Origin of the sequence: Pseudomonas sp. NFACC13-1 (assembly GCF_900104425.1) — a bacterium.
In the GTDB taxonomy this organism is placed as follows: domain Bacteria; phylum Pseudomonadota; class Gammaproteobacteria; order Pseudomonadales; family Pseudomonadaceae; genus Aquipseudomonas; species Aquipseudomonas fluorescens_AA.
Genome location: NZ_FMXV01000004.1, coordinates 99,529 through 124,917, shown reverse-complemented (window position 1 = coordinate 124,917; position 25,389 = coordinate 99,529). Strand labels below are relative to the sequence as shown.

Annotated in this window: 26 protein-coding genes; 14 read left to right on the top strand and 12 right to left on the bottom strand. The window is 63.5% G+C overall.

Annotation, left to right across the window (positions count from 1 at the left end; translation table 11 throughout):
* The first annotated feature begins 59 nt into the window (after nt 1–59).
* From BLQ55_RS07270 to gspM, 12 genes are read left to right on the top strand one after another with little or no spacing between them, the layout of a single operon-like run.
* A complete protein-coding gene (locus BLQ55_RS07270) occupies nt 60–605 on the top strand; it encodes a cytochrome b (protein ID WP_092253141.1) in 546 nt (181 codons plus the stop codon).
* Nucleotides 602–1,129 carry a type II secretion system protein N gene (locus BLQ55_RS07265; protein WP_092203356.1) on the top strand — a complete coding sequence of 176 codons (528 nt, stop codon included), beginning with the start codon at nt 602–604 and terminating at the stop codon, nt 1,127–1,129. The genes BLQ55_RS07270 and BLQ55_RS07265 overlap by 4 nt, the downstream gene beginning before the upstream one ends.
* Before the next feature lie 8 nt (nt 1,130–1,137).
* Nucleotides 1,138–3,060 carry a type II secretion system secretin GspD gene (gene gspD / locus BLQ55_RS07260; RefSeq protein ID WP_176814192.1) on the top strand — a complete coding sequence of 641 codons (1,923 nt, stop codon included), beginning with the start codon at nt 1,138–1,140 and terminating at the stop codon, nt 3,058–3,060.
* Nucleotides 3,057–4,520 (top strand): type II secretion system ATPase GspE, encoded by a 1,464-nt coding sequence (gene gspE, locus BLQ55_RS07255; RefSeq protein WP_092253137.1) that lies wholly within the window; start codon nt 3,057–3,059, stop codon nt 4,518–4,520. The genes gspD and gspE overlap by 4 nt, the downstream gene beginning before the upstream one ends.
* 4 nt (nt 4,521–4,524) lie before the next feature.
* Nucleotides 4,525–5,733: a type II secretion system inner membrane protein GspF gene (gspF, locus tag BLQ55_RS07250; RefSeq protein ID WP_092253135.1), complete on the top strand. Its 1,209-nt coding sequence runs from the start codon at nt 4,525–4,527 to the stop codon at nt 5,731–5,733.
* Between the two features lie 3 nt (nt 5,734–5,736).
* Nucleotides 5,737–6,195, top strand: coding sequence for a type II secretion system major pseudopilin GspG (gene gspG / locus BLQ55_RS07245; protein ID WP_092253133.1), 459 nt, complete (start codon nt 5,737–5,739; stop codon nt 6,193–6,195).
* 2 nt (nt 6,196–6,197) lie between these two features.
* Entirely contained in the window at nt 6,198–6,665 is a 468-nt protein-coding gene (gspH, locus tag BLQ55_RS07240) for a type II secretion system minor pseudopilin GspH (RefSeq protein ID WP_092253131.1), read from the top strand.
* On the top strand, nt 6,658–7,044 hold the full coding sequence (gene gspI / locus BLQ55_RS07235) for a type II secretion system minor pseudopilin GspI (protein WP_092253129.1): 387 nt from the start codon (nt 6,658–6,660) through the stop codon (nt 7,042–7,044). Before gspH ends, gspI begins: the two co-directional genes overlap by 8 nt.
* Nucleotides 7,037–7,570 (top strand): type II secretion system protein GspJ, encoded by a 534-nt coding sequence (locus BLQ55_RS07230; protein ID WP_092253127.1) that lies wholly within the window; start codon nt 7,037–7,039, stop codon nt 7,568–7,570. The genes gspI and BLQ55_RS07230 overlap by 8 nt, the downstream gene beginning before the upstream one ends.
* Nucleotides 7,567–8,412 (top strand): type II secretion system protein GspK, encoded by an 846-nt coding sequence (locus tag BLQ55_RS07225; protein ID WP_092253125.1) that lies wholly within the window; start codon nt 7,567–7,569, stop codon nt 8,410–8,412. The genes BLQ55_RS07230 and BLQ55_RS07225 overlap by 4 nt, the downstream gene beginning before the upstream one ends.
* The gene (gspL, locus tag BLQ55_RS07220; protein ID WP_092253123.1) at nt 8,412–9,515 is read left to right on the top strand and encodes a type II secretion system protein GspL; all 1,104 of its coding nucleotides are present in this window, start codon (nt 8,412–8,414) and stop codon (nt 9,513–9,515) included. Before BLQ55_RS07225 ends, gspL begins: the two co-directional genes overlap by 1 nt.
* Nucleotides 9,515–9,970 (top strand): type II secretion system protein GspM, encoded by a 456-nt coding sequence (gene gspM / locus BLQ55_RS07215; RefSeq protein WP_092253121.1) that lies wholly within the window; start codon nt 9,515–9,517, stop codon nt 9,968–9,970. The genes gspL and gspM overlap by 1 nt, the downstream gene beginning before the upstream one ends.
* Before the next feature lie 103 nt (nt 9,971–10,073).
* Here the strand turns inward: gspM and BLQ55_RS07210 are convergent, their stop codons facing one another.
* Nucleotides 10,074–11,243: an MFS transporter gene (locus tag BLQ55_RS07210; RefSeq protein ID WP_371128521.1), complete on the bottom strand. Its 1,170-nt coding sequence runs from the start codon at nt 11,241–11,243 to the stop codon at nt 10,074–10,076.
* Between the two features lie 221 nt (nt 11,244–11,464).
* Between BLQ55_RS07210 and BLQ55_RS07205 the strand changes: the two genes are divergently transcribed.
* Nucleotides 11,465–12,358, top strand: coding sequence for a LysR family transcriptional regulator (locus BLQ55_RS07205; RefSeq protein WP_092253117.1), 894 nt, complete (start codon nt 11,465–11,467; stop codon nt 12,356–12,358).
* A gap of 31 nt (nt 12,359–12,389) precedes the next feature.
* Here BLQ55_RS07205 and BLQ55_RS32430 read toward each other — a convergent pair whose 3' ends face one another.
* The 3 genes from BLQ55_RS32430 to BLQ55_RS07195 all read right to left on the bottom strand — a co-directional run bounded on the left by BLQ55_RS32430 (nt 12,390) and on the right by BLQ55_RS07195 (nt 17,592).
* Nucleotides 12,390–13,946: a hypothetical protein gene (locus BLQ55_RS32430; protein WP_256326546.1), complete on the bottom strand. Its 1,557-nt coding sequence runs from the start codon at nt 13,944–13,946 to the stop codon at nt 12,390–12,392.
* Nucleotides 13,947–13,948: 2 nt separating this feature from the next.
* Nucleotides 13,949–16,477 carry a dermonecrotic toxin domain-containing protein gene (locus BLQ55_RS32425; protein ID WP_256326545.1) on the bottom strand — a complete coding sequence of 843 codons (2,529 nt, stop codon included), beginning with the start codon at nt 16,475–16,477 and terminating at the stop codon, nt 13,949–13,951.
* 137 nt (nt 16,478–16,614) lie between these two features.
* The gene (locus BLQ55_RS07195) at nt 16,615–17,592 is read right to left on the bottom strand and encodes an alpha/beta fold hydrolase (protein WP_256326544.1); all 978 of its coding nucleotides are present in this window, start codon (nt 17,590–17,592) and stop codon (nt 16,615–16,617) included.
* Between the two features lie 372 nt (nt 17,593–17,964).
* On the opposite strand from BLQ55_RS07195, the gene BLQ55_RS07190 reads away from it, so the two are divergent.
* Nucleotides 17,965–18,516 (top strand): hypothetical protein, encoded by a 552-nt coding sequence (locus tag BLQ55_RS07190; RefSeq protein ID WP_256326543.1) that lies wholly within the window; start codon nt 17,965–17,967, stop codon nt 18,514–18,516.
* 312 nt (nt 18,517–18,828) lie between these two features.
* Here the strand turns inward: BLQ55_RS07190 and BLQ55_RS07185 are convergent, their stop codons facing one another.
* The 8 genes from BLQ55_RS07185 to BLQ55_RS07150 are packed head-to-tail and all read right to left on the bottom strand — an operon-like array spanning nt 18,829 to nt 25,389.
* A complete protein-coding gene (locus tag BLQ55_RS07185) occupies nt 18,829–19,275 on the bottom strand; it encodes a hypothetical protein (protein WP_003197008.1) in 447 nt (148 codons plus the stop codon).
* 42 nt (nt 19,276–19,317) lie between these two features.
* Nucleotides 19,318–20,544, bottom strand: coding sequence for a beta-ketoacyl-ACP synthase (locus tag BLQ55_RS07180; protein WP_092203400.1), 1,227 nt, complete (start codon nt 20,542–20,544; stop codon nt 19,318–19,320).
* On the bottom strand, nt 20,544–21,272 hold the full coding sequence (locus BLQ55_RS07175; RefSeq protein WP_072407283.1) for a 3-ketoacyl-ACP reductase FabG2: 729 nt from the start codon (nt 21,270–21,272) through the stop codon (nt 20,544–20,546). Before BLQ55_RS07175 ends, BLQ55_RS07180 begins: the two co-directional genes overlap by 1 nt.
* Entirely contained in the window at nt 21,269–21,736 is a 468-nt protein-coding gene (locus BLQ55_RS07170) for a hotdog family protein (RefSeq protein ID WP_092203402.1), read from the bottom strand. Before BLQ55_RS07170 ends, BLQ55_RS07175 begins: the two co-directional genes overlap by 4 nt.
* Nucleotides 21,733–22,929 carry a beta-ketoacyl-[acyl-carrier-protein] synthase family protein gene (locus tag BLQ55_RS07165; protein ID WP_092253114.1) on the bottom strand — a complete coding sequence of 399 codons (1,197 nt, stop codon included), beginning with the start codon at nt 22,927–22,929 and terminating at the stop codon, nt 21,733–21,735. The genes BLQ55_RS07170 and BLQ55_RS07165 overlap by 4 nt, the downstream gene beginning before the upstream one ends.
* Entirely contained in the window at nt 22,926–23,408 is a 483-nt protein-coding gene (locus tag BLQ55_RS07160; protein ID WP_092203406.1) for a DUF3261 domain-containing protein, read from the bottom strand. Before BLQ55_RS07160 ends, BLQ55_RS07165 begins: the two co-directional genes overlap by 4 nt.
* Nucleotides 23,405–24,133 (bottom strand): class I SAM-dependent methyltransferase, encoded by a 729-nt coding sequence (locus BLQ55_RS07155; RefSeq protein ID WP_092253112.1) that lies wholly within the window; start codon nt 24,131–24,133, stop codon nt 23,405–23,407. Before BLQ55_RS07155 ends, BLQ55_RS07160 begins: the two co-directional genes overlap by 4 nt.
* Nucleotides 24,130–25,389, bottom strand: a complete 1,260-nt coding sequence (locus BLQ55_RS07150; protein WP_092253110.1) for an NAD(P)/FAD-dependent oxidoreductase — start codon at nt 25,387–25,389, stop codon at nt 24,130–24,132. Before BLQ55_RS07150 ends, BLQ55_RS07155 begins: the two co-directional genes overlap by 4 nt.

Below are 25,389 nucleotides of genomic sequence, written 5' to 3'. Positions count from 1 at the left end.
CAGGCACGGCTTCGGGCGATCCGCAGGGATTGCCTGGAGCCTTCGAAGGAGGGCGCGTGATGCATTCCAATTATTCCCGGCCACGTGTGCTGCTGCACTGGTTGTCGGCGGTCATTATCTTGTGGACGTTGGTGTCCGGGTTTTATGTGGCTTACAACCCGGTGTCGGCTGCGACCGAACACTGGATCGGGTCATTCAATGTGTCGCTGACGACGCTGTTCATTCCGCTGTTCGTGTGGCGAGCCTGCCTGTTTGTCCGTGCATTGGAACCCCATGGAACGGCGCCTTCGCCGATCAAGACGCTGGCCTTTGCGGTACACGCCATGGTCTACCTGGTCATTGCTGTCGTCCTGGTGACCGGCGTTCTGATGATGAAAAGCGCGATCAGTGTCTTCGGACTCGTTCACTTCCCCCAGCCACTGAGCGATCCGGCGCTGATCGAACGGGCCAGCACGATCCATACCTCGGCTTGCGTGGTGCTTTCCGTGCTCGTGGCGCTGCATCTTTGCGCAGTGGCCTGGCATGAGTGCTCCGGACGCAGGGTGGTGCGGCGAATGACCTTCGCCAAGCCCTCGGGCGCGATGATCCGGCGGGCGCAAAAGTGAGTGTTTCTTTCAAGGTTGGCAGTCGTTTGCCCACGACAATCCTGATGCTCGTACCGCTGTTGTATGGGGTGTTGCTGGCCGGGCACGAGTGGCGTTATCGCCAGGCAGTGGCCCGTGATGTGCCCGTGGTTGGCGGCTCGCCGACCGTTCCGGTGCGCGCCCTGCCCAACGTACAAGCCGTCGCGACGGTGTTCGGCCTGACGCCCGAAGGTGCCCATGTCCCTAGCACCGAACCGATCACGTTGCAGGCCAGTTTTGTCGCTGGCCAAGGCTTGTCGCGGGCCTTGCTGGCGGACGCCGCCGGCCCGCGCATTTACCAGGTGGGCGAGCGTTTGCCGGGTGGCAGCGTGCTGCGCCGGGTCGAGGCCAGCCATGTGACGTTGTGGCGCAACGGACGTGAAGAACGCTTGGCCCTGCAACCCACAGCCAAGCCCCTGCTGCGCCGGCTGAGCCTCGAAGACGGGGGCCATGCCGCGCCGCATTCCTCGCAATACCTACGCCCGGTGGCCGGGCAATCAGAGTGATCGAATTCATGAACAGCTTTATCCGGGAGCGTGTTTCGCGTGTCCTGTTCTGCTTCGCCGCGTCTTGCCTGCTGATGCCCGCCGGTTGGCTGCAGGCCGAAGAAGCCCAGTGGCAACTGGCGATGAACAACGCGGAACTGCGCGATGTGGTCGAAGAGTTCTCAGCGATCCTGGGCAAGACCGTGGTGCTCGATCCCCGGGTGTCGGGGCGCATCACGGTCATGTCCCGGGAGGCGCTGGACCGCGAAGGGGTGCGGCGGTTGTTCTATTCGGTACTCGATGCCCATAACTTCACCGTGATCGACGAAGGCGAGCGGATCCTGATCACGCCGGTCAGCGATGCCAAGACGCGTGCCGGTGTCGCCGACGAACAAAGCGCCACACCGTCGCAGTTCGTCACCCGGGTCCTCGACCTGCAATCGAGCATCGCTGCCGATGTCGCCGGGCTGATCCGGCCCTTGGTATCGGCCAATGGTTACGTCGGCCCTTCGGTCTCGTCCAACGCCTTGGTGGTCACCGACACGGCGGCCAACGTCCAGCGCATCGCCGGCGTGGTGCAACGGTTGGATTCAGGACGCAACCGCAATCACGTGGTGGTGCGCTTGAAGCACGCCCAGGCCGGGGACATCGCCCCCCTGGTGGAAGCCTCCGGCGGCAAGCGCGAGGGGGATACGGCGGGGGTGGTGATCGCCGATGCCCGCAGCAATCGGCTGGTGATCATCGGCGCGCCAGCGGTGCGTCAACGCCTGGTCGACCTGGCCCGGACCCTGGACGTACCGGCAGCCGCTTCCCAGGACAACGCGCGGGTCATCCGTCTGCGTCACAGCGATGCCAAACAGTTGGCCGAGGTCCTGGAAGGTGTCGGGCAGGATAGGAAAACCACGCCGGCCCTCGCTGGCCAACGGGAAACCGCGGGGGCCAGCCCCTTCAGGATCAAGGCCGATGAAAGCCAGAATGCCTTGGTCCTGATCGCCGAGCCGGCCCAGGTCCGCATCATCGAGAACATCGTCCGGGAGCTGGACCAACCCCGGGCCCAGGTGCTCATTCATGCGGCCATCGTCGAGGTGAGCGGAGATATTTCCGAAGCGCTGGGGGTGCAGTGGGGACTCAAGAGCGGCAGCGCGGCAGGGAGCATCAACTTCCCGGGAACCGACATCCCGATCATCGGCCTGGACTTCAGCAAGCTGGATAAAACCAAGGAAAGCGCATTCCTGCGGCTGGGTGGCGATCGCTTCAGTGCGCTGGTCTCGGCGCTGGCGAGCAACGCCCACAGCAACCTGCTGTCCACCCCCAGCCTGCTGACCCTGGATAACCAGGAGGCGGAAATCATCGTGGGCCAGAACGTTCCGTTCAAGACGGGCTCCTACGCCACCAGCGGCAACGGCGCGGACAATCCGTTCACCACTGTGGAGCGCAAGGACGTGGGTATCAGCCTCAAGGTCAAGCCTTACATCAACGAAGGCTCGACCTTGCGCCTCGAAGTCGAGCAGGAGGTGTCAGACATCGCGCCGTCGGTCTCCGGCGTGGACTCTTCGGACCTGATCACCAACAAGCGCGCCTTGAAGAGCACGATCCTGGCGGACGATGGCGAGATCATCGTGATCGGCGGCCTGATCCGCGACAGTGTCCGCAGCCAGCAAAGCGGTGTGCCGCTGCTGCGCAGTATTCCCTACCTGGGCGCGTTGTTTCGCTGGAACCGCGACACCCAGACCAAAAGCAACTTGATGGTGTTCCTGCGCCCGACCATCGTGCGCAGCAGCGAAGACCTGGCCGATGTGAGCCGGCAACGCTACGACGCGCTCCGGGAGTTGAGCAAACCCGGCTCGCGGAAAAACAATTCGCTGCTGCCCCGGGACGCCCACCAGTTGTTCGAATCGTCCGCGCGGGAGCCGGCGGTCGACAGGCGTCCACCGCAGCCGGAGGGCCTGTGAGCGAGCCGTTGCCCTTTGGTTTCGCCAGGCGCCTGGGCGTGCTGCTGGAAGGCGCGGGGCCGACCTTGAGCCTGGCGATGCGCAGCGACACGCCCCTGACTGCCGTGGCGGAAGTCCGGCGCCTGTGTGGGCGGGATCTGCCTATCCAGGTCCTGGAGCCGGCGCAGTTCGCCGCGCGCCTGGCCAGCGTCTATCGCCAGGGCCAGAGCGCCGCCGAGCAGGTGGCCCAAGGCCTGGACGAGGAACTGGACCTGCTCAGCCTGGCCGACCAGATGCCGCAGACTACCGACCTGCTGGAGCAGCAGGGTGATGCGCCGATCATTCGCCTGATCAATGCATTGCTCAGCGAGGCGGTCCGCGAGCACGCCTCGGATGTGCACCTGGAAACGTTCGAGCAATACCTGTCGGTGCGCATGCGCATCGACGGGCAGCTGCGGGAAATGCTGCGCCCGCGCCGGGAACTGGCGAACCTGCTGGTGTCGCGGATCAAGGTCATGGCGCGCCTGGACATCGCCGAAAAACGCGTGCCTCAGGACGGCCGGATGGCGTTGCGCCTGGCCGGGCACGAGGTCGATGTGCGGGTCTCGACCCTGCCTTCGGCCCATGGCGAGCGGGTGGTGTTGCGCCTGCTCGACAAGCAGGCCGGGCGCCTGGATCTGCAACGCCTGGGCCTGCCCGACGACACCCTGGCGAGCCTGCGTCAGTTGCTCGGCAAGCCCCACGGCATCGTGCTGGTCACCGGGCCCACGGGGTCGGGGAAGACCACCAGCCTGTACGCGGCGCTGAGCAGCATCAACGACCAGAGCCGCAACATCCTCACGGTCGAAGACCCCATCGAATATCACCTGCCGGGCATCGGCCAGATGCCGGTCAACCCGAAAGTCGACATGACCTTCGCCCGCGGTTTACGGGCCATTTTGCGCCAGGACCCGGACGTGGTGATGGTCGGCGAAATACGCGACCGCGAGACCGCCGAAATCGCCGTCCAGGCATCGCTGACCGGGCACCTGGTGCTCTCGACCCTGCACACCAACACCGCCGTCGGCGCGGTCACGCGGCTGGTGGACATGGGCGTGGATGCGTATCTGCTGGCGTCGTCCCTGGCCGGCATCGTCGCCCAGCGCTTGTTGCGCTGTCTGTGCCCTTCCTGCAAAGCCCCTTATGTGGCCGACGCCGCCACGTGTCGGCGGCTGGGCCTCGACGCCGATGCCGCACCCAGGTTGTTCAAGGCCCAGGGCTGCGAGCAATGCCAGAAAGGCTATCGCGGGCGCTTCGGCATCTATGAGCTGGTGCATGTCAACGCTGCGCTGTCGCAGCTGATTCACCAGGGCGCCACCGAGCAGGCGCTCGCCGCCGAGGCCCGCAAGACCTCCCGCAGCCTGTTCCAGGACGGTCGCCAGCGCGTGCTGGAAGGCCTGACCAGCGTCGACGAATTACTGCGCATTACCCAGGAGGATTAGCGCCATGCCGACCTTCGATTATCAGGCCGAAAACCCCCAGGGCCGACGCTGCAAGGGCCGCGTGGAAGCCGACAGCCCCCGGCATGCTCGACAGTTGTTGCGCGAGCGCGGCTTGCTGCCCAGCGAGCTGGCGGAAGCCAAGGAGCAGCGAGTCCTGGGCGGGCGCCATGCCGGGGGGCGCCTGGGCCCGGCGGATCTGGCGTTACTGACGTTGCAGCTGTCCACCTTGATCCAGGCCGGCCTGCCCCTTGAGGAATCCCTGGGGGCGGTGGCGCAACAGAGCCAGAAACGCCGCGTTGCCCACCTGCTGGCGGCGGTGCGCAGCCGGGTGATGGAAGGCCATGCGCTGGCGACGGCACTGAGGGCCTTCCCTCAAGCGTTCCCCGAACTGTTCTGCGCCACGGTCGCGGCGGGCGAGCAGTCGGGTCACCTGGGCCAGGTGTTGGAGCAACTGGCGAGCTACACCCAGGCGCGCCAGGCCTCGCGCCAGCGCATTCAACTGGCGTTGGTGTACCCGCTGATCCTGATGCTGGCCTGTGTCGCGATTGTCGCGTTCCTGTTGGGGTATGTGGTGCCGGATGTGGTGAAGATTTTCATCGACAGCGGTCAGCCGTTGCCCTGGCTGACCCAGGCGCTGATCGCCGTGAGTGACGGCTTGCGTCGCCATGGCCTGGTGCTGCTCGGTGCCCTGGCCGGGCTGTTCGGGTTGTGGCGCTGGAGCGTGCGCCAACCGGCGTGGCGCCTGCGCTGGCATCGCTTGTTGCTGCGGCTGCCGCTGCTGGGCGAAGTGCTGCGGGCGATGGAAGCGGCGCGATTCGCCAGCACCTTGGCGATCCTGAGCAAAAGCGCGGTGCCGCTGGTGGAGGCCTTGCACATCGCCGCCCAGGTGATCGGCAACCTGACGATCCGCGCCCGCATGGCTGACGTTGCACGTTCGGTGCATGAGGGCGGGACCCTGACCCGTGGCCTGGAGCAGGGCGGTGATATTCCGCCGCTGATGCTGCACATGATCGCCAGCGGCGAACGGGCCGGCGAACTCGACAACATGCTGGCCCGGGCCGCCGAACAACAGGAAGCCAGCCTCGCGGCGCGCATCGCGCTGGTGGTGAGCCTTTTCGAACCGGCCATGTTGGTGCTGATGGGCGGCGTCGTGCTGCTGATCGTCATGGCCATTCTCCTACCGATCCTGAGCCTCAACCAATTGGTGAACTGACCGATGAAACTTCAAAGCAACCGACCCGCACATCATCAACAACGCGGTTTTACCCTGATCGAAATCATGGTGGTGGTGGTCATCATTGGCGTGCTGGGCGCCATCGTCGTGCCGCAGTTCATGAGCCGACCCGACCAGGCCAAGGTCACGGCCGCCCGCACCGATATCCAGGCGATCGCCACGGCCCTGGAAATGTACCGCCTCGACAACTTCCATTACCCCTCGACCCAACAAGGCCTGGAGGCGTTGAGCAAACGCCCCTCCGGTACCCCCGCGGCCAGGAACTGGAACCCCCAGGGTTATCTGAAAAGCTTGCCGGTCGACCCTTGGGGCACGCCCTACCAGTACCTCAACCCCGGGCACAAATCCCTCGATGGCGGCTATGACCTCTACTCCCTGGGCGCCGATGGCGTGTCGGGTGGTGAAGGGGTGGCGGCCGACATCGGCAATTGGGCGGAGTGAACATGCCGCGCCGTTGCCGGGGCTTCACCTTGTTGGAGCTGATGGTCGTTATTGTCTTGATCGGCGTCCTGGCGGGCATGGTCCGCCTCGCCACGGGGCCGGGCCCGGCGCGTGAAGCCCGCCAGCAAGCCCGGGACTTCGTTGCGCTGGTGCAGCAGTTGCGCGAGCGGGCGGTACTGGACGGGCAGGAATATGGTGTGCACGTGCAGCCCGGCGGTTATCAGGCGTTGCGACTCGACGTCCAGGGCTGGACGACCGTGTCGGTGCCCCATCGATTGCCCGAGGGCTTGACGCTCGGGTTGGAGCTGGACGGCCATGTCCTGTCGCTCGATGCCGTTCAAGGCTCACCTCAGTTGCTGATGCTCAGCAATGACGAGACCAGTCCGTTCAAGCTGTTCATCAACGTCGCTGGGCAGACGGTTGCCCGGGTATCGAGCGATGGCCTGGCGGAGCCGCTGATCGATGAGTAACGCGCGCAGGCAGGCCGCCGGTTGCCAGGGTTTCACACTGTTGGAAGTCATGATCGCCCTGGCGATTTTCGCGACGCTGGCGGCCGCCGTTCTCTCGGCCAGCCAGTTCGTGCTCAAGCAAAGCGCCACACTTGAGGAGCGTCTGTTCGGCGCCTGGCTGGCGGACAATCAACTGAGCGAACTGCGCCTGGAAGTCATCACGTCGCCCGGACAACAGCGCCTGGGCCGGCACCTGGATCGCCGCGCTTGGGTCTTGCAACAGCGTATCGCCCCGGCCCGTGACGGACGCCTGTTGCAGGTCGAGATCCAGGTCAGCCGCGACGACAGTGCGACCGTCGCGCACCGTACCATCGGCTGGATCCGCAGCCATCATGAATAGGCAATCGGGTTTCACCTTGTTGGAGCTGGTCATCGCCATCGCCATTTTTGCCTTGCTCGGCCTGGCCAGTTGGCGGTTGTTCGATGGGGTCGTGCGGACCCAGCAGGGAGTCGGTCAGCATGAGCGCGACATCAGGGCCTTGCAGCGCGCTGTCGGCGTGATCGAACGGGATGTGTGGCAGGCGGTTGCCGACTCGGTCGTGCTCGCGTCCGGGCATTTGCAGTTGCAGCGCAGCCATTGGCGCAACCCACTGGATCAGCCTCGCAGCGAACGGCAGACAGTGAGCTATCAGCTCGAGGGCGGTACGTTATGGCGCGAGAGCGTCGGTGAAGGCATGACGCTTGTGCAGCGGCAGATATTGCTCGACGACGTCCGCAGCCTGGGCTGGCGCGTGTTCGACCGGCAACGGGGCTGGCGCGGTGAAACCGCGAGCGGCACCGCGCCGCTGGCGTTGGAGCTGAGCGTGTCTGCGGGGCGTTTCGAACAGATCCGCCGGGTGCTGCTGTTGCCGGAGGCGTTGCCATGAAGCGCCAACGCGGCGTGGCGCTGATCAGCGTGCTGCTGGTGTTGAGCCTGGCATTGCTGCTGGTCGGTGGGCTGTTGCGCAGCCATCGCCTGCTGTTGCACAGCAGCGCGCAGCAACTGCAACAGGTCCAGTTGCGGCAATTGGGATTGGCTGGGGAAGACTGGGCGCGGGGGGTGTTGGAAAGCAGTGGGATAACGCCGTCCGGGCCCGTTGACCTGAGCCAGGATTGGGCCCGGCTCGGGCCTGCCATGGAAATGGACGGCGCCGCGCTGCACATCGGTATCGAGGATTTGTCCGGGCGCCTGAATCTCAATGGGCTGCTGGCCCAGGGACAAATCGATCAGGTCACCCTCGGTCGCTGGACCCGCTTGCTGGCCTCGCTGGATCTGCCGCCGCTGTCGTTGCCCCAGGTCGGGCCGATACAGGAGTTGAGTCAACTGCGCCTGTTGCCGGGCATCGACGGCCCGACGCTACGGCGCCTGGAGCCCTGGGTGGCGTTGCTGCCCAAGGACGCGCGGATGAACATCAATACCGCCCCGCAGCGCGTGCTGATGACCCTCGATGGCATGGAGGCCGAGGCTGCCCGGACGTTGGTCAATCAGCGTCGCCACGCGCCATACCCCAGCGTGCAGGCGTTCACCAACGACCCGTTGCTGTCCGGCATGGGCCTGAGCAGCCATGGCCTGGGGGTGGGCAGTCGCTGGTTTCGAATCACCGTGAGCGTGACCCATGCCGACAGCCGTCTGCGCCTGGCCTCGGATATCGAGCGTGATGCTGTCAGCGGGCGCTGGACGGTTCGTCAGCGACGTTTCTTACCCTTCAGCCCCAGTGAGCTTCCTTGATGAAAACCTGGCTTTACCTGACTGCCGAGGGCCTGACCTCGCCTTGCGCCAACTGGCCGTGCTGCGTGTGGTCGTCCACCGGCGAGCGTCGTCGCCTGCCGTTGCACGAGGCGGCCGGCGAGTTGAGCGGACGGCCCGTCGATGTGCTGTTGCCGATGGAAATGTGCAGCTGGTTGCGCAGCGATCCGTGGCCCTCCCGACGCCAGCCCCGGCCCCAGGCCCTGGCATTCGCCATCGAAGAACAACTGAGTGAAAACCTGGAGGCGCTGCACATCAGCGTCGGCCCGCGGGACCGTCAGCACCGCTATCCGCTGATGGTGACGGAGCGCGCCCGGTTCCAGGCGCTGCTGGCGCTGCTCGCCGAACAAGGCATCGATACACGGGCGGTGCATGTCGACGCCGACCTGCTTGCCGATGAGCAGGCATTGGGCGTGCGTTGGTTCGGGCGTTGGTTGTTGGGCGCAGGGCTGCCGGCGCGGGTGGCGTTGTCGGTACGGGCCCTGGCGACGCTCAAGCCCGGCTTGCCCGAGGACATTCACTGGCTGGACGAAGAGCGCGATTGCCCTGGCATCGATGAATGGCTGCTGAGCGCGGGTGGACGTCCTATCGACCTGTTGCAAGGTGAGTTCCGTCGACGTGGTCGAGCGCTGCCATGGCGGGGCGTTTCGGCGGTGGTACTGGGCATGTTGGTGCTCACCTGGGCTTTCTGCGACGCCCGCGTACGTTTTCTTGAACGCGAAACCCGGTTTTTGCATGCCCAAAGCGAACAGCGGTTCAGGTCGCTGTATCCCGGGCAGGAGCGGATCGTCGACCTGGCGGCGCAGTTCCAGGCATTGCAGAGCCGACGCGGGCAAAGCCACGACACTCAGGTCGCGCGTCTGACCCGTCTGACCGAGCAGGTCATTGGCGCCAGCAACGTCGAGGTGCAGCGCATCGATTTTCGTGAAGGCGAAGGCTGGAAGATCCAGTTGACGGCGAACAGTTTCGTCGAGCTTGAACAACTGCGTGAACGCGGGCAGCAGAACGGCTTGCCCGTCACCCTGGGCAGCGCGAGCAAACAGAACAATCGGGTGCAGGCCATCCTCACACTGGAGAACAGTTGATGAACACCGATGGATGGCGGGTCTTGAAACAGACGTGGGGAAACCTGTCGCGCCGAGAAAAAGGGCTGTTGCTGGGGCTTGCCGGGGTGTTGTCGGTGGCGCTGGCCTACACCGCGATTTGGCAACCAACGTGGCAACGACGGGAGGTTGCCGAACGCCAGTATCAACAACAGGCCGAACTGAACGCCCGGATCCAGCGTGCCGAACCCACCCGGGATATGACCGTCGCCACGCGGCCCTTGTCGGTGCGCGTCAATGAAAGTGCGACAGCGGCGGGGTTGGACATGGCGGAAATGGAGGTCGACGGCGACTCGTTGCGACTCGCCGTCAGTGGTGACGCGAGTGCGTTGCTCCATTGGTTGGATCAACAGGAACGAGAGGGCGCGGTGCTGCGGTCGCTGACGTTGGAAGTGGAGAATGGTGTGTTGGGCGCGCGAGTGGTTTTGCGCCAATGACTCGGCTGCGCCCTGTAGGAGCTGCCGAAGGCCGCGATCTTTCCTTTCGCTCCGGACCCAATTGTCTGGGACGAGATCGCAGCCTCGTTGCACTCGACAGCGCCTACATATTCCCCGGCAACAACGGCAATTTCGCCAGCTTCACCGCCACCCACAACGCGATCACCAGCAAGCCACCGATGAACAGGCCGATCCCGTTCCAACCGCCCAGGTGCCAGGCCACGCCGCCGGCCGTACCTGCCACGCTGGATCCGGCGTAGTAGCTGAACAGATAAAGCGACGAAGCCTGGCCCTTGGCCCTGAGGGCGCGGCGGCCGATCCAGCTGCTGGCGACCGAATGGGCGCCGAAGAAACCGAAGGTGAACACCAACATGCCCAGGACCACCAGCCACAGCGGGGCGGCCATGGTCAGCACGAGGCCGGCCAGCATCAGCGCGATGGTCGCCCAGAGCATTTTGCGGCGACCGAGTCTGTCCGCCAGTGCGCCGACTTTGGCCGAGCTGTAGATGCCCGACAGGTACACCACCGACAGCAACCCGACGAAAGCCTGGTCCAGATGATAAGGCTCGGCCAGCAGGCGGTAGCCGATGTAGTTGAACAGCGTCACGAAGGCGCCCATCAGCACGAAGGCTTCGAGAAACAGCAGCGGCAACCCGGCGTCGCGAAAGTGCAGGGTGAAACCCTCCAGCAGGCTGCGTGGGTGCAGCGAACGGGGACGGAAGTTGCGTGACTCGGGAAGAATCCGCCAGAACACCGCCGCCGCGATCAACGCCAGGCCGCCAATCACCAGCATCGCGGTGTGCCAACTGACGAAGTCGATCAAGACCCCGGTGATCAGGCGCCCGCACATGCCGCCGATGGCGTTGCCCGCGATATACAGCCCCATCGCCAGGCCGATGTGCTTGGGATGAATCTCTTCGCTCAGATACGTCATCGCGACCGCCGCCAACCCGCTCAACGACAGCCCGACCAGGGCGCGCAGCAGCAGGACGCCTTGCCAGGTCGGCATCATGGCGCTGGCGATCGTGCACACCGACGCGGCGAACAGCGCCGTGACCATCACCGATTTGCGGCCGATGCGGTCGGAAATCGGGCCAGTGATCAACAGGCCGATGGCGAGCATGCCGGTCGCCACCGACAGGATCAGGCTGCTCTGCGCCGCGTTGATGGAAAATTCCTTGGACAGCAGCGGCATCATCGGCTGCACGCAATACAGCAGGGCAAAGGTCGCAAAGCCACCGCAGAACAGCGCCAGCACCGTGCGCATGAACATCGGCGTGCTTTTCTCGATGTAGATGTCCGTGAGTTCGGCGACGACATCGTCCTGCGCACGCGGCGGGATTTCATGGGCCAATGGAACGACAGCAGTTTTCACGGTGGACCTCGCAAGGACACGATCAGGCAGGCAATGAAAAAAGCATATAGCTGGCTAATGTTTCTATCCAATATATTATTCGACCTGTTTAAGATGTTTGGCGACCTATTGGGTGACCCATGGAACTGCGACACTTGCGTTACTTCATTGCCGTTGCCGAAGAGCTGCATTTCGGCCGCGCCGCGCTGGCCCTGGGCATCTCCCAGCCGCCGTTGAGCCAGCAGATCCAGGCATTGGAACAGGAGATTGGCGCACGGTTGTTCGAGCGCACCAATCGTCGAGTCGAATTGAGCGAGGCTGGGCGGCTGTTCCTTGAAGAAGCGCGACGGGTGTTGGTCCAGGTCGACAAGGCCGCCGACGTGGCCCGCCGTGCCCAACTGGGGGAACTGGGCGAGCTGAAGATTGGCTTCACCTCCTCGGCGCCGTTCAACTCCACCATTCCCCAGGCGATTTTCTCGTTCCGTCAGCGTTTTCCCGCAGTGCATCTGAACCTGCGGGAAATGAGCAGCACCCAAGTGGCCGACGCATTGCTGGATGAGACGATCGAGGTCGGTATCATGCGGCCGTTGCCGCTGCCCGACGCCCTGAGGGAAATCGAACTCAGCCGCGAACCCCTGGTGGCCGTGCTCAGCGCCAAGCATCCCCTGGCCCAGGGCGATAAAAAAGGCCTGTTCCTCTCGGCGTTGGCCCAGGAACCGTTCGTGTTTTTCCCGCGCAGCTACGGCAGCGGCCTCTACGCGCAATTGCTGAGCCTGGCCCGCGACGCCGGCTTCAGCCCGCACTTCGCCCAGGAAGCCGGTGAGGCCATGACCATCATCGGCCTGGTCGCGGCAGGGCTGGGGGTCTCGGTATTGCCGGCGTCCTACCAACGCATGCGCATCGATGGGGTGGTCTATCGACCGCTGCTCGATCCGGCGGCGGTCTCGGCCGTGTGGCTGGTGCAGCGCAAGGAACAGCGTTCGCCGATGGCGAAGGCGTTTGTGGATTTATTGACGCAAGGCACTGGCTGTTGATCCCCAACCACTCGACCTCGATTCGATCGGCCTAGCCTTCCCAGACCGTCGCGGGCTTATTGCCGTGGTAATCATAAAAACCCTGGAGTATCCAGGTGTCGCCCTGGCGTTCGAACGCGGCGCGCCATGCGCCTTTGCCACCGCCGGGGGACAGTTGGGCCATGGTGTACCAGTAGTACCGATAGATTCGCTTGGTGGTTATCCTGCCGGCGCGGATATCTGTCAGGATTTCCCCGACCTTGGCTTCAGCCTCCTTGGGAAAGCTGGCGTATGACATCTGTGTTTCGGCCAATGGGCTGGTGCGGGTCTGGAATTTATCCGGTACAGGCTCTGGAGCGGGTAAAACCATGGGGACGGTGGGTGAGGGTGTCCCTGTCACTTTGTTGGACTTGGCCTGTGTAACGATTTCGATGTCGAAGGGTTCATAGTTTGCGAGCGAACGGGTGAAGTTTGTAACGTCTTCGCCGGTGAGCAGCATGGTATTTCGCTGGGTCTTGCCTTTGTTGACAATGAGATAAGGCACGCGATTGTTCCTGATTTCCGTCAACAGGCCAGGCTTGTGCAGACGCTGCTTCTCTTCCCGAAGCGCATTGATCATCTCGTTGTAATAATCTTCCGAAGCCATGTAGTTTTCTCGGGCGGCCTGCTCTTGCGGCCTGTCCCCCGGATATAACGCCTGGGCCTTGGCATTCAACTTGGCTTCCACGGCGTGCAACATGGCCCGGGTGTCTTTGGATATCTTGTCCATGGCCACTCTTTTCCTGCCCTTATGAGGCGTGAAGGTCATGAAGACCGCGCCGGTCAGGTTGTCCGTGATGAGGGTGGTGTGCACCTGGATCCGATCTTCGGTAAAGAACACGTTTTTGTGTGAAATGATCGTGTCATATATTTTTATTTTCTGTGTTTCGCTCAGTTCGACGTCAGGCACGTTGGCTTCGATGTCTTTATAGCTAAGGGTCACGATTCGCCATGTGTTCATCTTGTCCAGCAGATCGTCGTGGGCGGCCTGATGCCGAGAGAGGTTGCCCCGGCCCTGGGTCAGGTCCCTTATTTTCGAGAGATAGGCGTTGAGGTCGAGCGCACCTATGTCGGCCATGCTTTCGTCGAGTATGCGTTCGAGCAGCGCGTCGGGCATGGAGTGGAAAATCTCCTTTGCCGTGTTGACGGCTTCGAGGGTGGGGTAGCGATTGTTGACCAGCACCCCTTCCACCAATGCATTGAAATTGCGCTCTCGCGGTGTCTGCGGGGCTCGTCTTAACAGGCTCTGGAGCGCGCCGCCTCCGCGTAGGCGCTGCCGTTCTTCAACCTGCCAACGATCATTCTCCCAAATGACAGTCCGTTGGTTCGAGCGGTTGTCGGGCGCGTAGATGATTTGCTCGCCTGCCTGGACCGCCGTCTTGTAATAGCCGTTCTCCAGCATCAGGTAGCCTTGTCCGCTTGCATCCCTGTACCGGTGGCGACCCTCGTGGATCAACCCGTGGCCGTCGAACCCTTTGAGCCGGTACGGCTCCAGTTCCGGGTCCGTCATGGCGGGGAGCGCCGATAGCGCCGGGCGTGCTTGTCTGCGACGGCGTCCGGCGCGGGCCATGATCAAGTCCTGCCCCGCCTCGGCGATGACTTCCCCAGCCCGCCGATAAAATCAAGGGTCCATTGCTGCAGGCTGCCGTTCTCATCGTCTATCGCCGACACCGCGGCACCGCCGGCCATGGTCGGCAGGATCGCTCGTCCCAGCAGGCCGCCCAGCCGGCCTGCCGGGAACATCGACATCGCCCCCGTCAGCAGCATGACGGCGCTGCGGCGTCCCTCTTGGGCGTAGGTGCTGTCGCGCTCGGCATGGGTCACCGTCAACATGTCCACCGTCTTGATCCCATGGGCGATTTGCGTCTCATGCAACGCTTTGAACACATCCCCCTCGACGATGGGCGAAGCGATGGTCTTCGCGAAATCCTCCTGTGCCCGGTCCTTGGCCCACGCGAAGACAGACTGTGTGACTTTCTTGATTTTTTCCTCGAGCGCCAGGTCCTCCGAGGTCGGTACCATGCTGGCAAGTTGCTTGGCCTGTTCGAGCAGCGGCAGGTGCGAAATGAGCCAGCGGGTCATCTCCGGCGTGGCAGTGAGTGTGTGCGCCAACGTCATTTCCAACGCCCGCGCGCTTGGCGCATCCACGTCCCTGAACGTCTTGCCGTCGGGGGCGCCTGGTGTGTACAGCGTCAACGAGGGGCGGCTCGCCGTCGCCTTCACCCCAAACGCCAGCAATTCCTTCAGCACGCTGTCGCCCCATTGCAGTTGGCGGACCACCACCTCGTGCCCGTTGACCTTGTCGCGCGCCGTCGCGGTCGGGCCGTCCAGTGCCGCCAGCACCAGCTTCAAGCCGGTATTGTCCCGGTCGTGTCGCAAGTCTCCCGAAAGATGCGCGGCCCATACTTGGGCGCGCATCTGTTGCGCTTTCAAGGCCATCCACTGCGCCTGCTGTGCCCGGGCCACGCGTTGCAGCTCGGCCGGAAGCCGGGCGCCGATGTTCGCCCTTTCAATGACGTCCACAATTTGCGCGAAGCTCAGCGGCCCTTCCACGGTTGGGTGGGAGGCATGGCGTTCGTCCTGGGTCAGGTTGGACATCGCCCACTGCGTCAGGGAGCGACGGTCATCGACGATTCCCTTCACGCTGCCTTGCGAGACCCCGGAACCAAACGGCGAGCTCCCCATCGGTGCGTGGGGATCGACCACGGTTCTTCTGATGCTCAGGGACACGTCCTCAGGGTCGACCGGCGGGTATTTCGCCTTGATGACATCGGCGAGCAACTGACGGGTCCGGTCCCGAAGAGCGTCCATGGTGGCCAGCGTCACCGGGTCTGGCGGCGGGGGCAGATCCGTCAGGGTTTTGTGCAGGGCCCGCGTCGCCGCCCACCATGCCAGGCGATCGCTGGCGGTAACGTGCGGGTTGCCGTGCAGCCAGTCGTTGAGTCTCTTGAGGTTTAACCGCAATTCGCGCTCGCCCATGACGTTCGCCAGGTCCAGCTTGTGGCCGATATCCGCGGCCACATCGACCCGGTTCATCCAGGCGCTGATTTCTTCCGACGCCGCGGGACCGTCCAGCACGGCATCGCACACGGCGGTTTTCTGTTCCTTCCGCAGTTCCGTGACCAGGCGAGTGAGGAAGTGCTCGGCCACAGGCGCGGTATCGACTTCATCACCAGCGTTGCCGTCTTGCGCCAGGCCAGCCTTGAGTGCCACCAGCGTGTCATACAGTTGCAACGGCTGGCCCGGGCGGTACAGCACGGCATGTCCCGAATCGCTGGTGTTGTCATACCGCGACAAGGCCACGGCGCCCGACACCGGTACGCTGAAGCCCCACCGGCGGGGGGTGATCCCCAGGCTGAACACCCCGGGTCGGACCCGTTCCGCCAACTGTGCACGAGACGCTGCGTCCGGCGCCGACAACGCATAGTCGGTCAGCGCCTGATGCATCTGCGGGCTCAATGTCGTGTCCAGCCGATGCAGATCGGCCTGGGCCTTGAGTTGCCTGGCGAGTTCGTCCGCCAGCCAGTCGCCGACGTTGCGGTCCTGGCTGAAGTCGGCCGGTTTGTTCCAGAACTCATCCAGTGCACGGGTGAGCAATCGTGCATAAAGCGCTGGCGTGGCGCTGATCAGCCGCTTGATTTCAGTTTTCACGGCGCGCTCGTTCAGGACGGCGGGCGCTGCGGCGGTGTTGTCCTGGCGGGTGACAATCTCGATGTTGTCCAGGTCACGGAAGAACGCACGCGGATCGATCCTGCCGGCGACGACTTGCAGCAAAAGCGTTTCGAGCAAGAGGGTGCCCGTCACCGTCTTGCCGGTTGCCGGGGCATCGGCTGTGCGCTGCGCAGGCGGGATCGTCTCTTCTCGCAGCGTGCGCACGGACAGCTCGTGTACCGTCATGCTGCCCGCCAAGGCAGGAAAGGTTCTCCTGAACCAATAATCCAGGTGTTGCCTCATCACCTTGGAAGGCCGCGGGATGGCGTCGTTCAGGCGGATCATGTGTTGCTGCGACGCCTTGAGCTGGCTGATCAGCGGGGCATCCGCCAGCGCGGCGCTGTCGGCGAGCGGCAAGTCATGAGATGTTGCAAGGGGGGTGTGTTCCACTGCTTTCTTCCTGGAGGAATGTTGGCAGCACAACCTATTCAGGAAAAACTCGGGTGGGTGGTATATAGGTACCGCATGGGGGGAAGGGCGATAGGGTAAGCACCATCAATGAGCGCTATGACGTGGGCGCTGACGGATCATTGAGTGATCGTGAAGAATGCCAGGATAGCTTCGCGAGTCGCCTGCGTTTGTTCTTCCAGCACCCAATGCCCGGTATCGACCAGTATCAATGAGTGCGGCTGCGTCGCAATGTACAAGGCCTGTTCGGCCAAGGTTTTTCCTCTCGAGTGGTCCCCGCCGATGGTGAGCAGTGGGACAACCAATTTGTTCTTGGAGAATTCCAGGTTGTCGTTCGCGTCATGTTCTACCCAGGCTGAATAGAGCTTGAAGGCCGCTTCCATGCGTCCCGGCCGGGAGTAGTCTTGCACCAGCGCCTGTCGCACCTCACGACTGACTTGAGCGTTGCCGGCGAATACAAAGTCATCGAAGAACATGTCCAGGTAGGTTTTCTCTTGCCCTTGAATCAGGGTGAGGGCCGCTTTGCCAAAGAAACGAAAGTGCCATTTGCTGGCAATGCCGGCTGCAGCATCCCCGTTATAGGCAACCTCCCACCCGGGAACGCCCGGAATGAATCCATCCATCAATACAATGCGCCCGGTTTCAAGCGGATAAAGCGCCCCGTAGGCGTAGGCAATGATCAAGCCCATGTCATGGCCAATGATATCGACCTGCTTGATGTTCAAGAGGGTGATCAGTTCGTGCAGATCATGCGCCATACTTTTTTTGTCGTAGCCATCGACGGAAATATCCGTTTCGCCGGCGCCGCGATAATCAGGAACGATGGGGCTGAAACCGGCCCGTACCAATGCACCCATCAAAGGCTCCCAGCTACGCCAGCTGCCTGGGAACCCGTGCACCAGCAGAACCGGTTGCTTGCCGTCACCGCCCATGAGGTAGTGAAGGCGAATACCGTTCACGGATGCATAGGCATGTGTAAATGTCGCACCGTCGACAACGACGCTGCTTTGTTCCGTTGAAGGCGAGGTGGCGTGGTGTTTGGGGGACATGGCTGCGCGGCCCGACCAGGCGATTGTGTTCAACAATTTTTTGTCCATGTTTGGAGCCAGATTAATTTCATGAGCTACGAATCACAGCTCATAAGGTCGAACGGCTTGATTGAGCATCGACGTCTGGAAGCCTGAAGCTACCCCGGGCACTTTCGCTACTGTCAGAGCTGACAGTTCCGACAACAGGCGAAAAGTGCTGCTTCGATTGAGGGCGGCAGAAGAAAGGCCGGGGGGCGGACGTTGCGTCAGGCTCCTTTCGGCTGTAGGAAAACGCGCATTTCTAGTTGCGACACTTCCTATTCGTTCCAGGTACCACGCCGTTGGGATTGCCACTCGCCTGTGCTGCGTCGTCTTATTCATCATTCCGAATCGTCCGGCTCAGTGCTCCTTCCCAGCGGCAAGGGGCACAGCCAGAAGCCCATGAATAAGGCCCTGGAAATGCACTCATCTTTGGATGCTCCCTACACCAACGAAATCTCCCATGAATCTCTCCGTCATTTGGATGACTTGTACTTGGAGCAAGGCCACCTGGAGGGTTACGGTGAAGAAGTCGCGGCATTCGTCAATCGACAAAAAACATTCGTCCAAGCGCATCCGCCAATCGCCATTTATCGAGTGGCCACCGAGGGCAGCCAGACGCGTTACGGCGGAACGATCCAGCAGGTGTCATCTTCGTTGACGTTCACCTTGGATAACGGCTGGAAAGTATGCGCCGCGCAGAAAGGCGACCAGGTGGTGTATGCCGATGGCAGCACGGCGCGGATCATCACTGGCGCCGGAGAAGCCAATAGCAATATCGCGCTGGTCGGCAGTCGTTTGAGCAATGGCGACGAAATCATCAATACGCTTCAGAAACGTTTCCTGATCATCGTGCGTGAAGGCGTGCCGATGGCGGAGGATTTCCTGCCCGCTCTTAAACGGGCGGATGTTCATCGCCTGCATTCGAATGGGATGAAGCAAGACATCCAATGAACGAGGGTCTGCTGCGCAGCCCAGCGGGAGCAAGCGCCCTCGCCACTAGGTTCGTGCTGGGCTCTCGGACGGCTGGTGGGCTCCAAACAGGGTGCCGGCAATATCCGGCTATGTCACCAAACCCTGTGGGAGCGAGCTTGCTCGCGATGGCGGCAGCACAGCCAGCATTTCGGGTACTGACCCATCGCTATCGCGAGCAAGCTCGCTCCACAGTGGAAGTGTGGTGCTCGCGATATCCGGGTGCGCCACCAAACCCTGTGGGATGGCCTGGCATCGTTCGCCAGGCTTCTCCAATGCCCCCAAAGGCGCTTTTTATTGCACCTTCGCCAAATCCCCTTTCAGCGCAACACCGGCCATGATCGCGCCGGCGTGGCATTCGTAGGTGGTGGGGTCTTTGCGTTCGTTGCTCTTGTAGAAGCTGACGATGTTGGTGACGGCGTTGGCGCCGGCGTTCTTGGCGGCCTGGTGCAGGCTGATCAGGGCTGATTGCAGCACCCATTCGCAGGCCACTTCATCGGACTTGTTGAAGGCGTTGGTTTTCTTGTTGGTCACGGCGCCGGGGCTGACCACGGTGACGTTGCCAGCCGGTTTGTTGCCGGCCAGGTAGAACTTCACGCTGCCGTCGATCTTGCCGGTGCGGATGGCTTCGGCGACAACCTTGTCGAACGGCAGGAACAGCGCGGTATCACGGGCCTGGCTGAGGCTTGGCAGGGTGCTGAGCAACAGGGCGGCAGTCACTGCGATTTTCTTCAACGACATCATGGTCTCCTTGACGTAGGGGTAGCGGGTTTTGAATCCGATTCAGCGCCAGCGGCGGAAGATCAACGAGGTGTTGACCCCACCGAAGGCGAAGTTGTTGTTCATCACGTATTCGTTGCTCATCGACCTGAACTCGCTGCGCAGGTAGTCGAGCTGGCCACACTGGGGATCGACTTCATCGAGGTTGAAGGTGTGCACGTACTGGTCGCTGTTCAGCATTTCGATGCTGAACCAGGATTCCAGCGCCCCGCAGGCACCCAGGGTGTGGCCGAGGAAGCTCTTCTGCGAGCTGATGGGCATGTGCTCGCCAAACAGGCTGCTGGTGGCCAGGGTTTCGGCGATGTCGCCCTGTTCGGTGGCGGTGCCATGGCCATTGACGTAGCCGATGGCCGAGGGTTCGAGGCCGGCATCTTCCAGGGCCAGTTCCATGGCCCGGCGCATGGTGACCAGTTCGGGGCGGGTGGCGTGCTGGCCGTCGGCGTTGCTGCCGAAGCCAACGATCTCGGCATGAATCCGTGCGCCACGGGCCAGGGCGTGTTCCAGTTCCTCGAGCACGAGCATGCCGGCGCCTTCGCCGATCACCAGGCCATCGCGGCCTTTGTCGTAGGGGCGAGGGCTGGTTTGCGGCGCATCGTTTTTCAGGCTGGTGGCGTAGAGCGCATCGAAGACCATCGCTTCGGTCGGGCACAGTTCTTCCGCGCCGCCGGCCAGCATCAACGGCAGGCGCCCGAACTTGATGGCCTCGTAGGCATAGCCGATGCCGTGGCTGCCGCTGGTGCAGGCACTGGAAGTGGGGATCAGGCGTCCGGTCAGCCCGAAGAAGATGCTGATGTTGGCCGCCGTGGTGTGGGGCATCATGCGCACATAGGAGTTGGCGTTCAGGCCTTCGGCCACGCTGTTGAGCAGCATGTTGCCGAATGCCTTGATCTCGTCGGTACTACCGGTGGATGAACCGCAGGACACGCCCATGCGCCCGTCCTTGATCGATTCGTCGCCCAGCAGGCCAGCGTCGGCCAGGGCCTGTTCCGCCGACGCGACCGCCAGGCGCGAGACCCGCCCCATGCTGCGCAATTGCTTGCGGGTCCAGTGGGCCGGGACCTGGAAGTCGTCGATGGGGCCGGCCAGGCGCGTGTTCAGTTCGGTGAAGCGGTCCCACTCATCCATGCGCCGGATGCCGCTGCGGTTGGCGGCGAAGTTGCTGGCGATGGTTTCCCAGTCGCTGCCCACGGAGGTGATACCGGCCATGCCGGTGACGACGACGCGCTTCATCAGCACAAGCCTCCGTTGACGGCCAGGACCTGCCGGGTGATGTAGCCGGCTTCGGCGGACATCAGGAAGTTCACCGCGCCGGCCACTTCTTCCGGAGTGCCCATGCGCTGGGCGGGGATCATTTTCATCAGTTCTTCCACGGGTACGTTTTCATCGAGCATGGCGGTGTCGATCAACCCCGGCGCGACGCAATTGACGGTGATCTTGCGCTTGCCCAGCTCGATTGCCAACGCCTTGGCCGCGCCGATCAAACCGGCCTTCGAAGCACTGTAGTTGACCTGGCCGCGATTACCGATCAGCCCGGAAACCGAAGTGATGCAGACGATCCTTCCGGCGGCGCGACGACGGATCATCGGCATCATCACCGGGTGCAGCACGTTGTAGAAACCGTCGAGGTTGGTGCGCATCACCACATCCCAGTCGTCTTCGCTCAGGGCCGGGAAGGCGCCATCGCGGGTCAGGCCGGCATTGAGTACCACGCCGTAATAGGCGCCGTGGGCCTCGACATCGGCTTCGAGAATGGCCTTGCAGGCGGCGCGGTCGGCCACGTCGAATTGCAGCACCCGGACGTTGCGGCCCAGGGCCTGGATTTGTGCCTGGACCGCCTCGGCCTCGGCGCGGCCGCTGCGGCAGTGCAGCACGATGTCGTGCCCGGCCTGGGCCAGGCGCAGGGCGATGGCGCGGCCGATGCCACGGCTGGAGCCGGTGACCAGTACGGATTCAGTCATGGCGGGGTTCCTGTTGCGGACGGTTCATGAAGGTAATGGGCAGCCTGGGGCGGACGGAAGACATTGAGCCGGGCCGTGGCATGGATGCCGGGGGCGTGGATGTGGCATTCGAACACGCCCATGCCGTTGTCGTCTTCCAGGGAGCGCACGCCATGGATGCTCAGCTCGGTGCCGACGGGAAAGCAGTCGACGTTGCATTCGAACTTGCGGGTGCCGAGCAAAAAGCCCAACTCCACGGCATCGCCGCGTCGGCGGGCGTGGCAACCGGCAAACGCCGCGACACTCTGGGCCATCAGCTCGATGCCGACCCAGGCCGGCAGTGCGCCGTCGTCGCGGTTGAACAAGCCGCCGGGCTTGACGGTGGCGTGGGTGTGGATCTGTTCGTCATCGAACGACAGGATCCGGTCGATGAGGATCATGTCGCCGGCATGGGGCAGCAGTTCGGCGAGCGGCCAGTCAGTCATGGGGCGTCTCCGATAATCAGGCTGACGTTGTTGCCGCCGAAGGCAAATGAATTGCTCATCAGGCGGCGCGTAGTGGCGGGTTTCAGGCGGGTGTCGGCGGTGACCCAGTCGAGCGCTGGCAGGGCAGGATCGGCCTGGCCGTCCCAGATGTGCGGCGGCAAGGCCTGGGCGGTGTTCTGTGTGCTCAGGGCCAGCCAGCAGAACGCCGCTTCCAGCGCCCCGGCCGCGCCGAGGGTATGGCCGGTCATGGGCTTGGTGGACGAGCAGGGCACGCCCGCCGGGAACAGTCCGGCCACGGCCTGGCTTTCCATGGCGTCATTGTGTTGCGTAGCGGTGCCATGCAGGTTCAGGTAGTCGATCTGGTGGGCGTCGAGGTCGGCGCAGCGCAGGGCTTTTTCCATGGCCTGGCGTGCGCCGCGACCGCTGGGTTCGGGCGCGGAGATATGGTGGGCATCGGAACTGGCGCCGTCGCCGAGCAAGGCAATCGGTGTGCCCTCGCCTGGCGTCTTGCTCATGAGAAACAGCACCGCCGCTTCGCCGATGTTGATGCCGCTGCGGTTCACCGAGAACGGATTGCAGCGTTCGTTCGAGACCGCCTCCAACGCGGAAAAACCGTTGAGGGTCAGTGTGCACAGGCTGTCCACGCCGCCGCACAGCACCGCATCGCACAGGCCCAGGTCCAACAGGCGCCGGGCGCTCATCAAGGCGCGGGCGCTGGAGGTACAGGCCGTGGAAATCACGTAGGACGGGCCGCTCAGGCCGAGCCAGTCGGAAAGAAAATTGGCCGGCGCGCTGAGTTCCTGTTGCTGGTAGTCGTAGCCGTCGGGGAAGCGCTGCTCGCGCAGATAGTGGGCAATGCCCTGGCTGGCCTCATCGATGCCCGACGTGCTGGTGCCCAGGACGATGCCGATGCGAGCGCGACCGTAGGTCTGGATGGCCAGGTCGATCTCGGCGCGAATCTGCAGACCCGCTTCCAGCAGCAGTTGATTATTGCGGCTGCGTTGCGCCGCCAGGGCAGGGGGGATGGGCGCGAGCTCACCCGGTACCGCGGCGACCGGCAAGGCCCGTTCGGCCACCCAGCCATCCTCGCTGCGCACGCCCGAGCAGTCGCCGGCAAACAGGTTGCGCGCGACAGTGTGCTTGTCGCGGCCCAGGGCGCAGATCACCCCGAGGGCATTCAGGTAGGCGGTCATGGGGCGTTCTCGGTCAACGGTGTGATGCGGTAGCGGGGGCCTTGGGGCAGGCTCATTTCAAAATCCAAAGGCTGCGTGTAGCGCACCTGCCAGCGATTAACGAGGGTCCGTTGCGACGCCTGTCGCCGGGCCGCCGGATAGTTGCCGGACAGCTCGGCGTCGGGGGTCAGGGCGAACAACAGCGCGGCGAACAACTCCCGGGCCTCGGCATTGGGTGGCAGCAGACCGTCGGCCTGCCACTGGCCGTCGACCAGGCGCTGGCGGGCCACGGGAATGCCCAGCGGGTCCATCATCGACCAACGGATGCCGGTGTCTTCGCGCTGGATCACCAGCAACCAGTCCTGGCGTTGGCCGGCCAGGGTCCGCTCGATGTGCAGTTGCATCGGCAACGCCAGGGTCGGCGTGCGTGCGGGCAGCGGCGCCTGGCTGGCGCAGGCGCTGAGCAGCAACACACAGGCGATCAGCAGGCCACGGATCATCCGGCAGCCCCTTCGCCAGGCTTGCGCGCCACCACATTGACCAGGGTTTCCTCACGCTCGCCAAATGGCTTGGGCCGGCGCAGGCCAAAGCGCTCCAGCAGGCCGAAATCCTTGGCACGGCTCCACCACAGGTACGGGTAGGAGACGTTGCGGTCTTCGAACCGGAACCCTTGATCGCGGATCATCTGCAGGTACTGCGCGGCACTTTTCTGCACGTGCATGGGGTGGCGGAACAGCCAGCGGATCACCCAGGTATCGATGTAGGCTTCGGTGGATTCGGCGAACATCAGATAGCCGCCGGGCTTGAGTACGCGGTAGAACTCGGCGAGGGCTTTTTCCTGCTCCACCAGGTGATGGAACGTCTGGTGGCAGAACAGCAGGTCGACGCTGGCGTCGGGCACCGCCAAGGTCGCGCAGTCGCTGCCGATCAGTTCCACGCTCATGCCTTGGCGCGCGGCCTCCTCCCGGCTCAGGTCCAGGCTGTGAGGGTCGGCATCCACGCCGATCAGGTGTTGTGGCGCGAACACTTGGCGCAGGTATTGGAATGATTTGCCCTGGCCGCAGCCGGCGTCCAGCAGCACCGGATTGGCCGGCAGCGCGGTGCCGAACAGGCTGCGCAGGTCGTTGATCGCCACGCGCAACACGTGGTGCTGCCAGGTGTGGCTGCGCAGGAACCAGAAGCCGAAGCGGGTTTCTTCGACGTAGTTGTCGCTCAGGTAGCTCATGGTTGCTGACTCGGCGCCGGGCTTGCGCAGATTTCCGAGAGCATGCGCAGGCGTCGCTTGGGTTCACTGACAAACGGGTTGCGCTGATCCCAGGCGTAGCCCGCCAGGATCGAACTGATCATGCGTCGGATGTCGTCCGAGCCTTCGGTGTAGAAGATCACGTCCTGGAAGGTGCCGGCGTACCAGCCCTCGACATAGCAGCGGAAGGTGTCGACGCCACGCTTGAGCGGCTCGGCAAACTCGCTTTGCCAATCGACGCTTTCACCCTGCAACTGACGGTGGAGTACATCGGCGGCCATGCTCGCCGAACGCATGGCAATGGTCACGCCGGAGGAGAACACCGGGTCGAGGAATTCCGCGGCGTTGCCCAACAGGGCAAAGCCAGGGCCGTGCAGAGTCTTGACGTTGGCCGAGTAGCCGCCGATGGTCCGCGCCGGGGTATCCCACTCCGCATTTTGCAGTACGCCGGCCAGGCTCGGGGTTTCGTCGATGAAACCGCGCAGGCAGGCATCGAGGTCGTCGGTGCGGCCGGCGAAATGTTCCGCCGCCGCGACCACGCCCACCGAGCAGCGTCCGCCGCTGAACGGAATGGTCCAGAACCACACGTCACGTTGGCTCGGGTGGGTGGTGATGAGGATCTTTTCCCGGTCGAACGCTGGAGCGTCGATGCGATCCTCGATGTGTGTGAACACCGCCTGGCGCAGCGGGAAGTTCGACGGCGCCTCAAGGTCCAGCAGGCGCGGCAGGACGCGACCGTAGCCGCTGGCATCGAGCACGAAGTCAGCCTCGACGCAGTACTCGCTGCCGTCTTCACGCTGCACGCCCAGTCGTGGTTTGGCGAGGGTGAAGTCGGCACTGGCAATCGCTTGGCCGTAGCGGATCTCCACGCCTTGCAGGACGGCCTGGTCGGCCAGCAATTTGTCGAAGTCGGCCCGTTGCACCTGGAACGTGGTGGGTTTGCCGTTGCTGAAGGTATCGCCGAAGTCGAAGGCGCTGTAGCGCTCGCCCCAGGCGAACGCGGCGCCGTTCTTGCGCTGGAACCCGGCGGCATTCACCGCGTCGAGCATGCCGGCTTCTTCAACGAAATCCAGGCAGTGGGACAACAGGCTCTCACCGATGGAGAACCGTGGGAAATGCTGGCGCTCGATGACCAGCACATCGTGGCCCTTGCGCTTGAGCAGCGCGGCGGCAATCGCCCCGGACGGGCCGGCACCGATGACGACGACCTGGCGATATTCCGTTTCAGTCACAGGCAT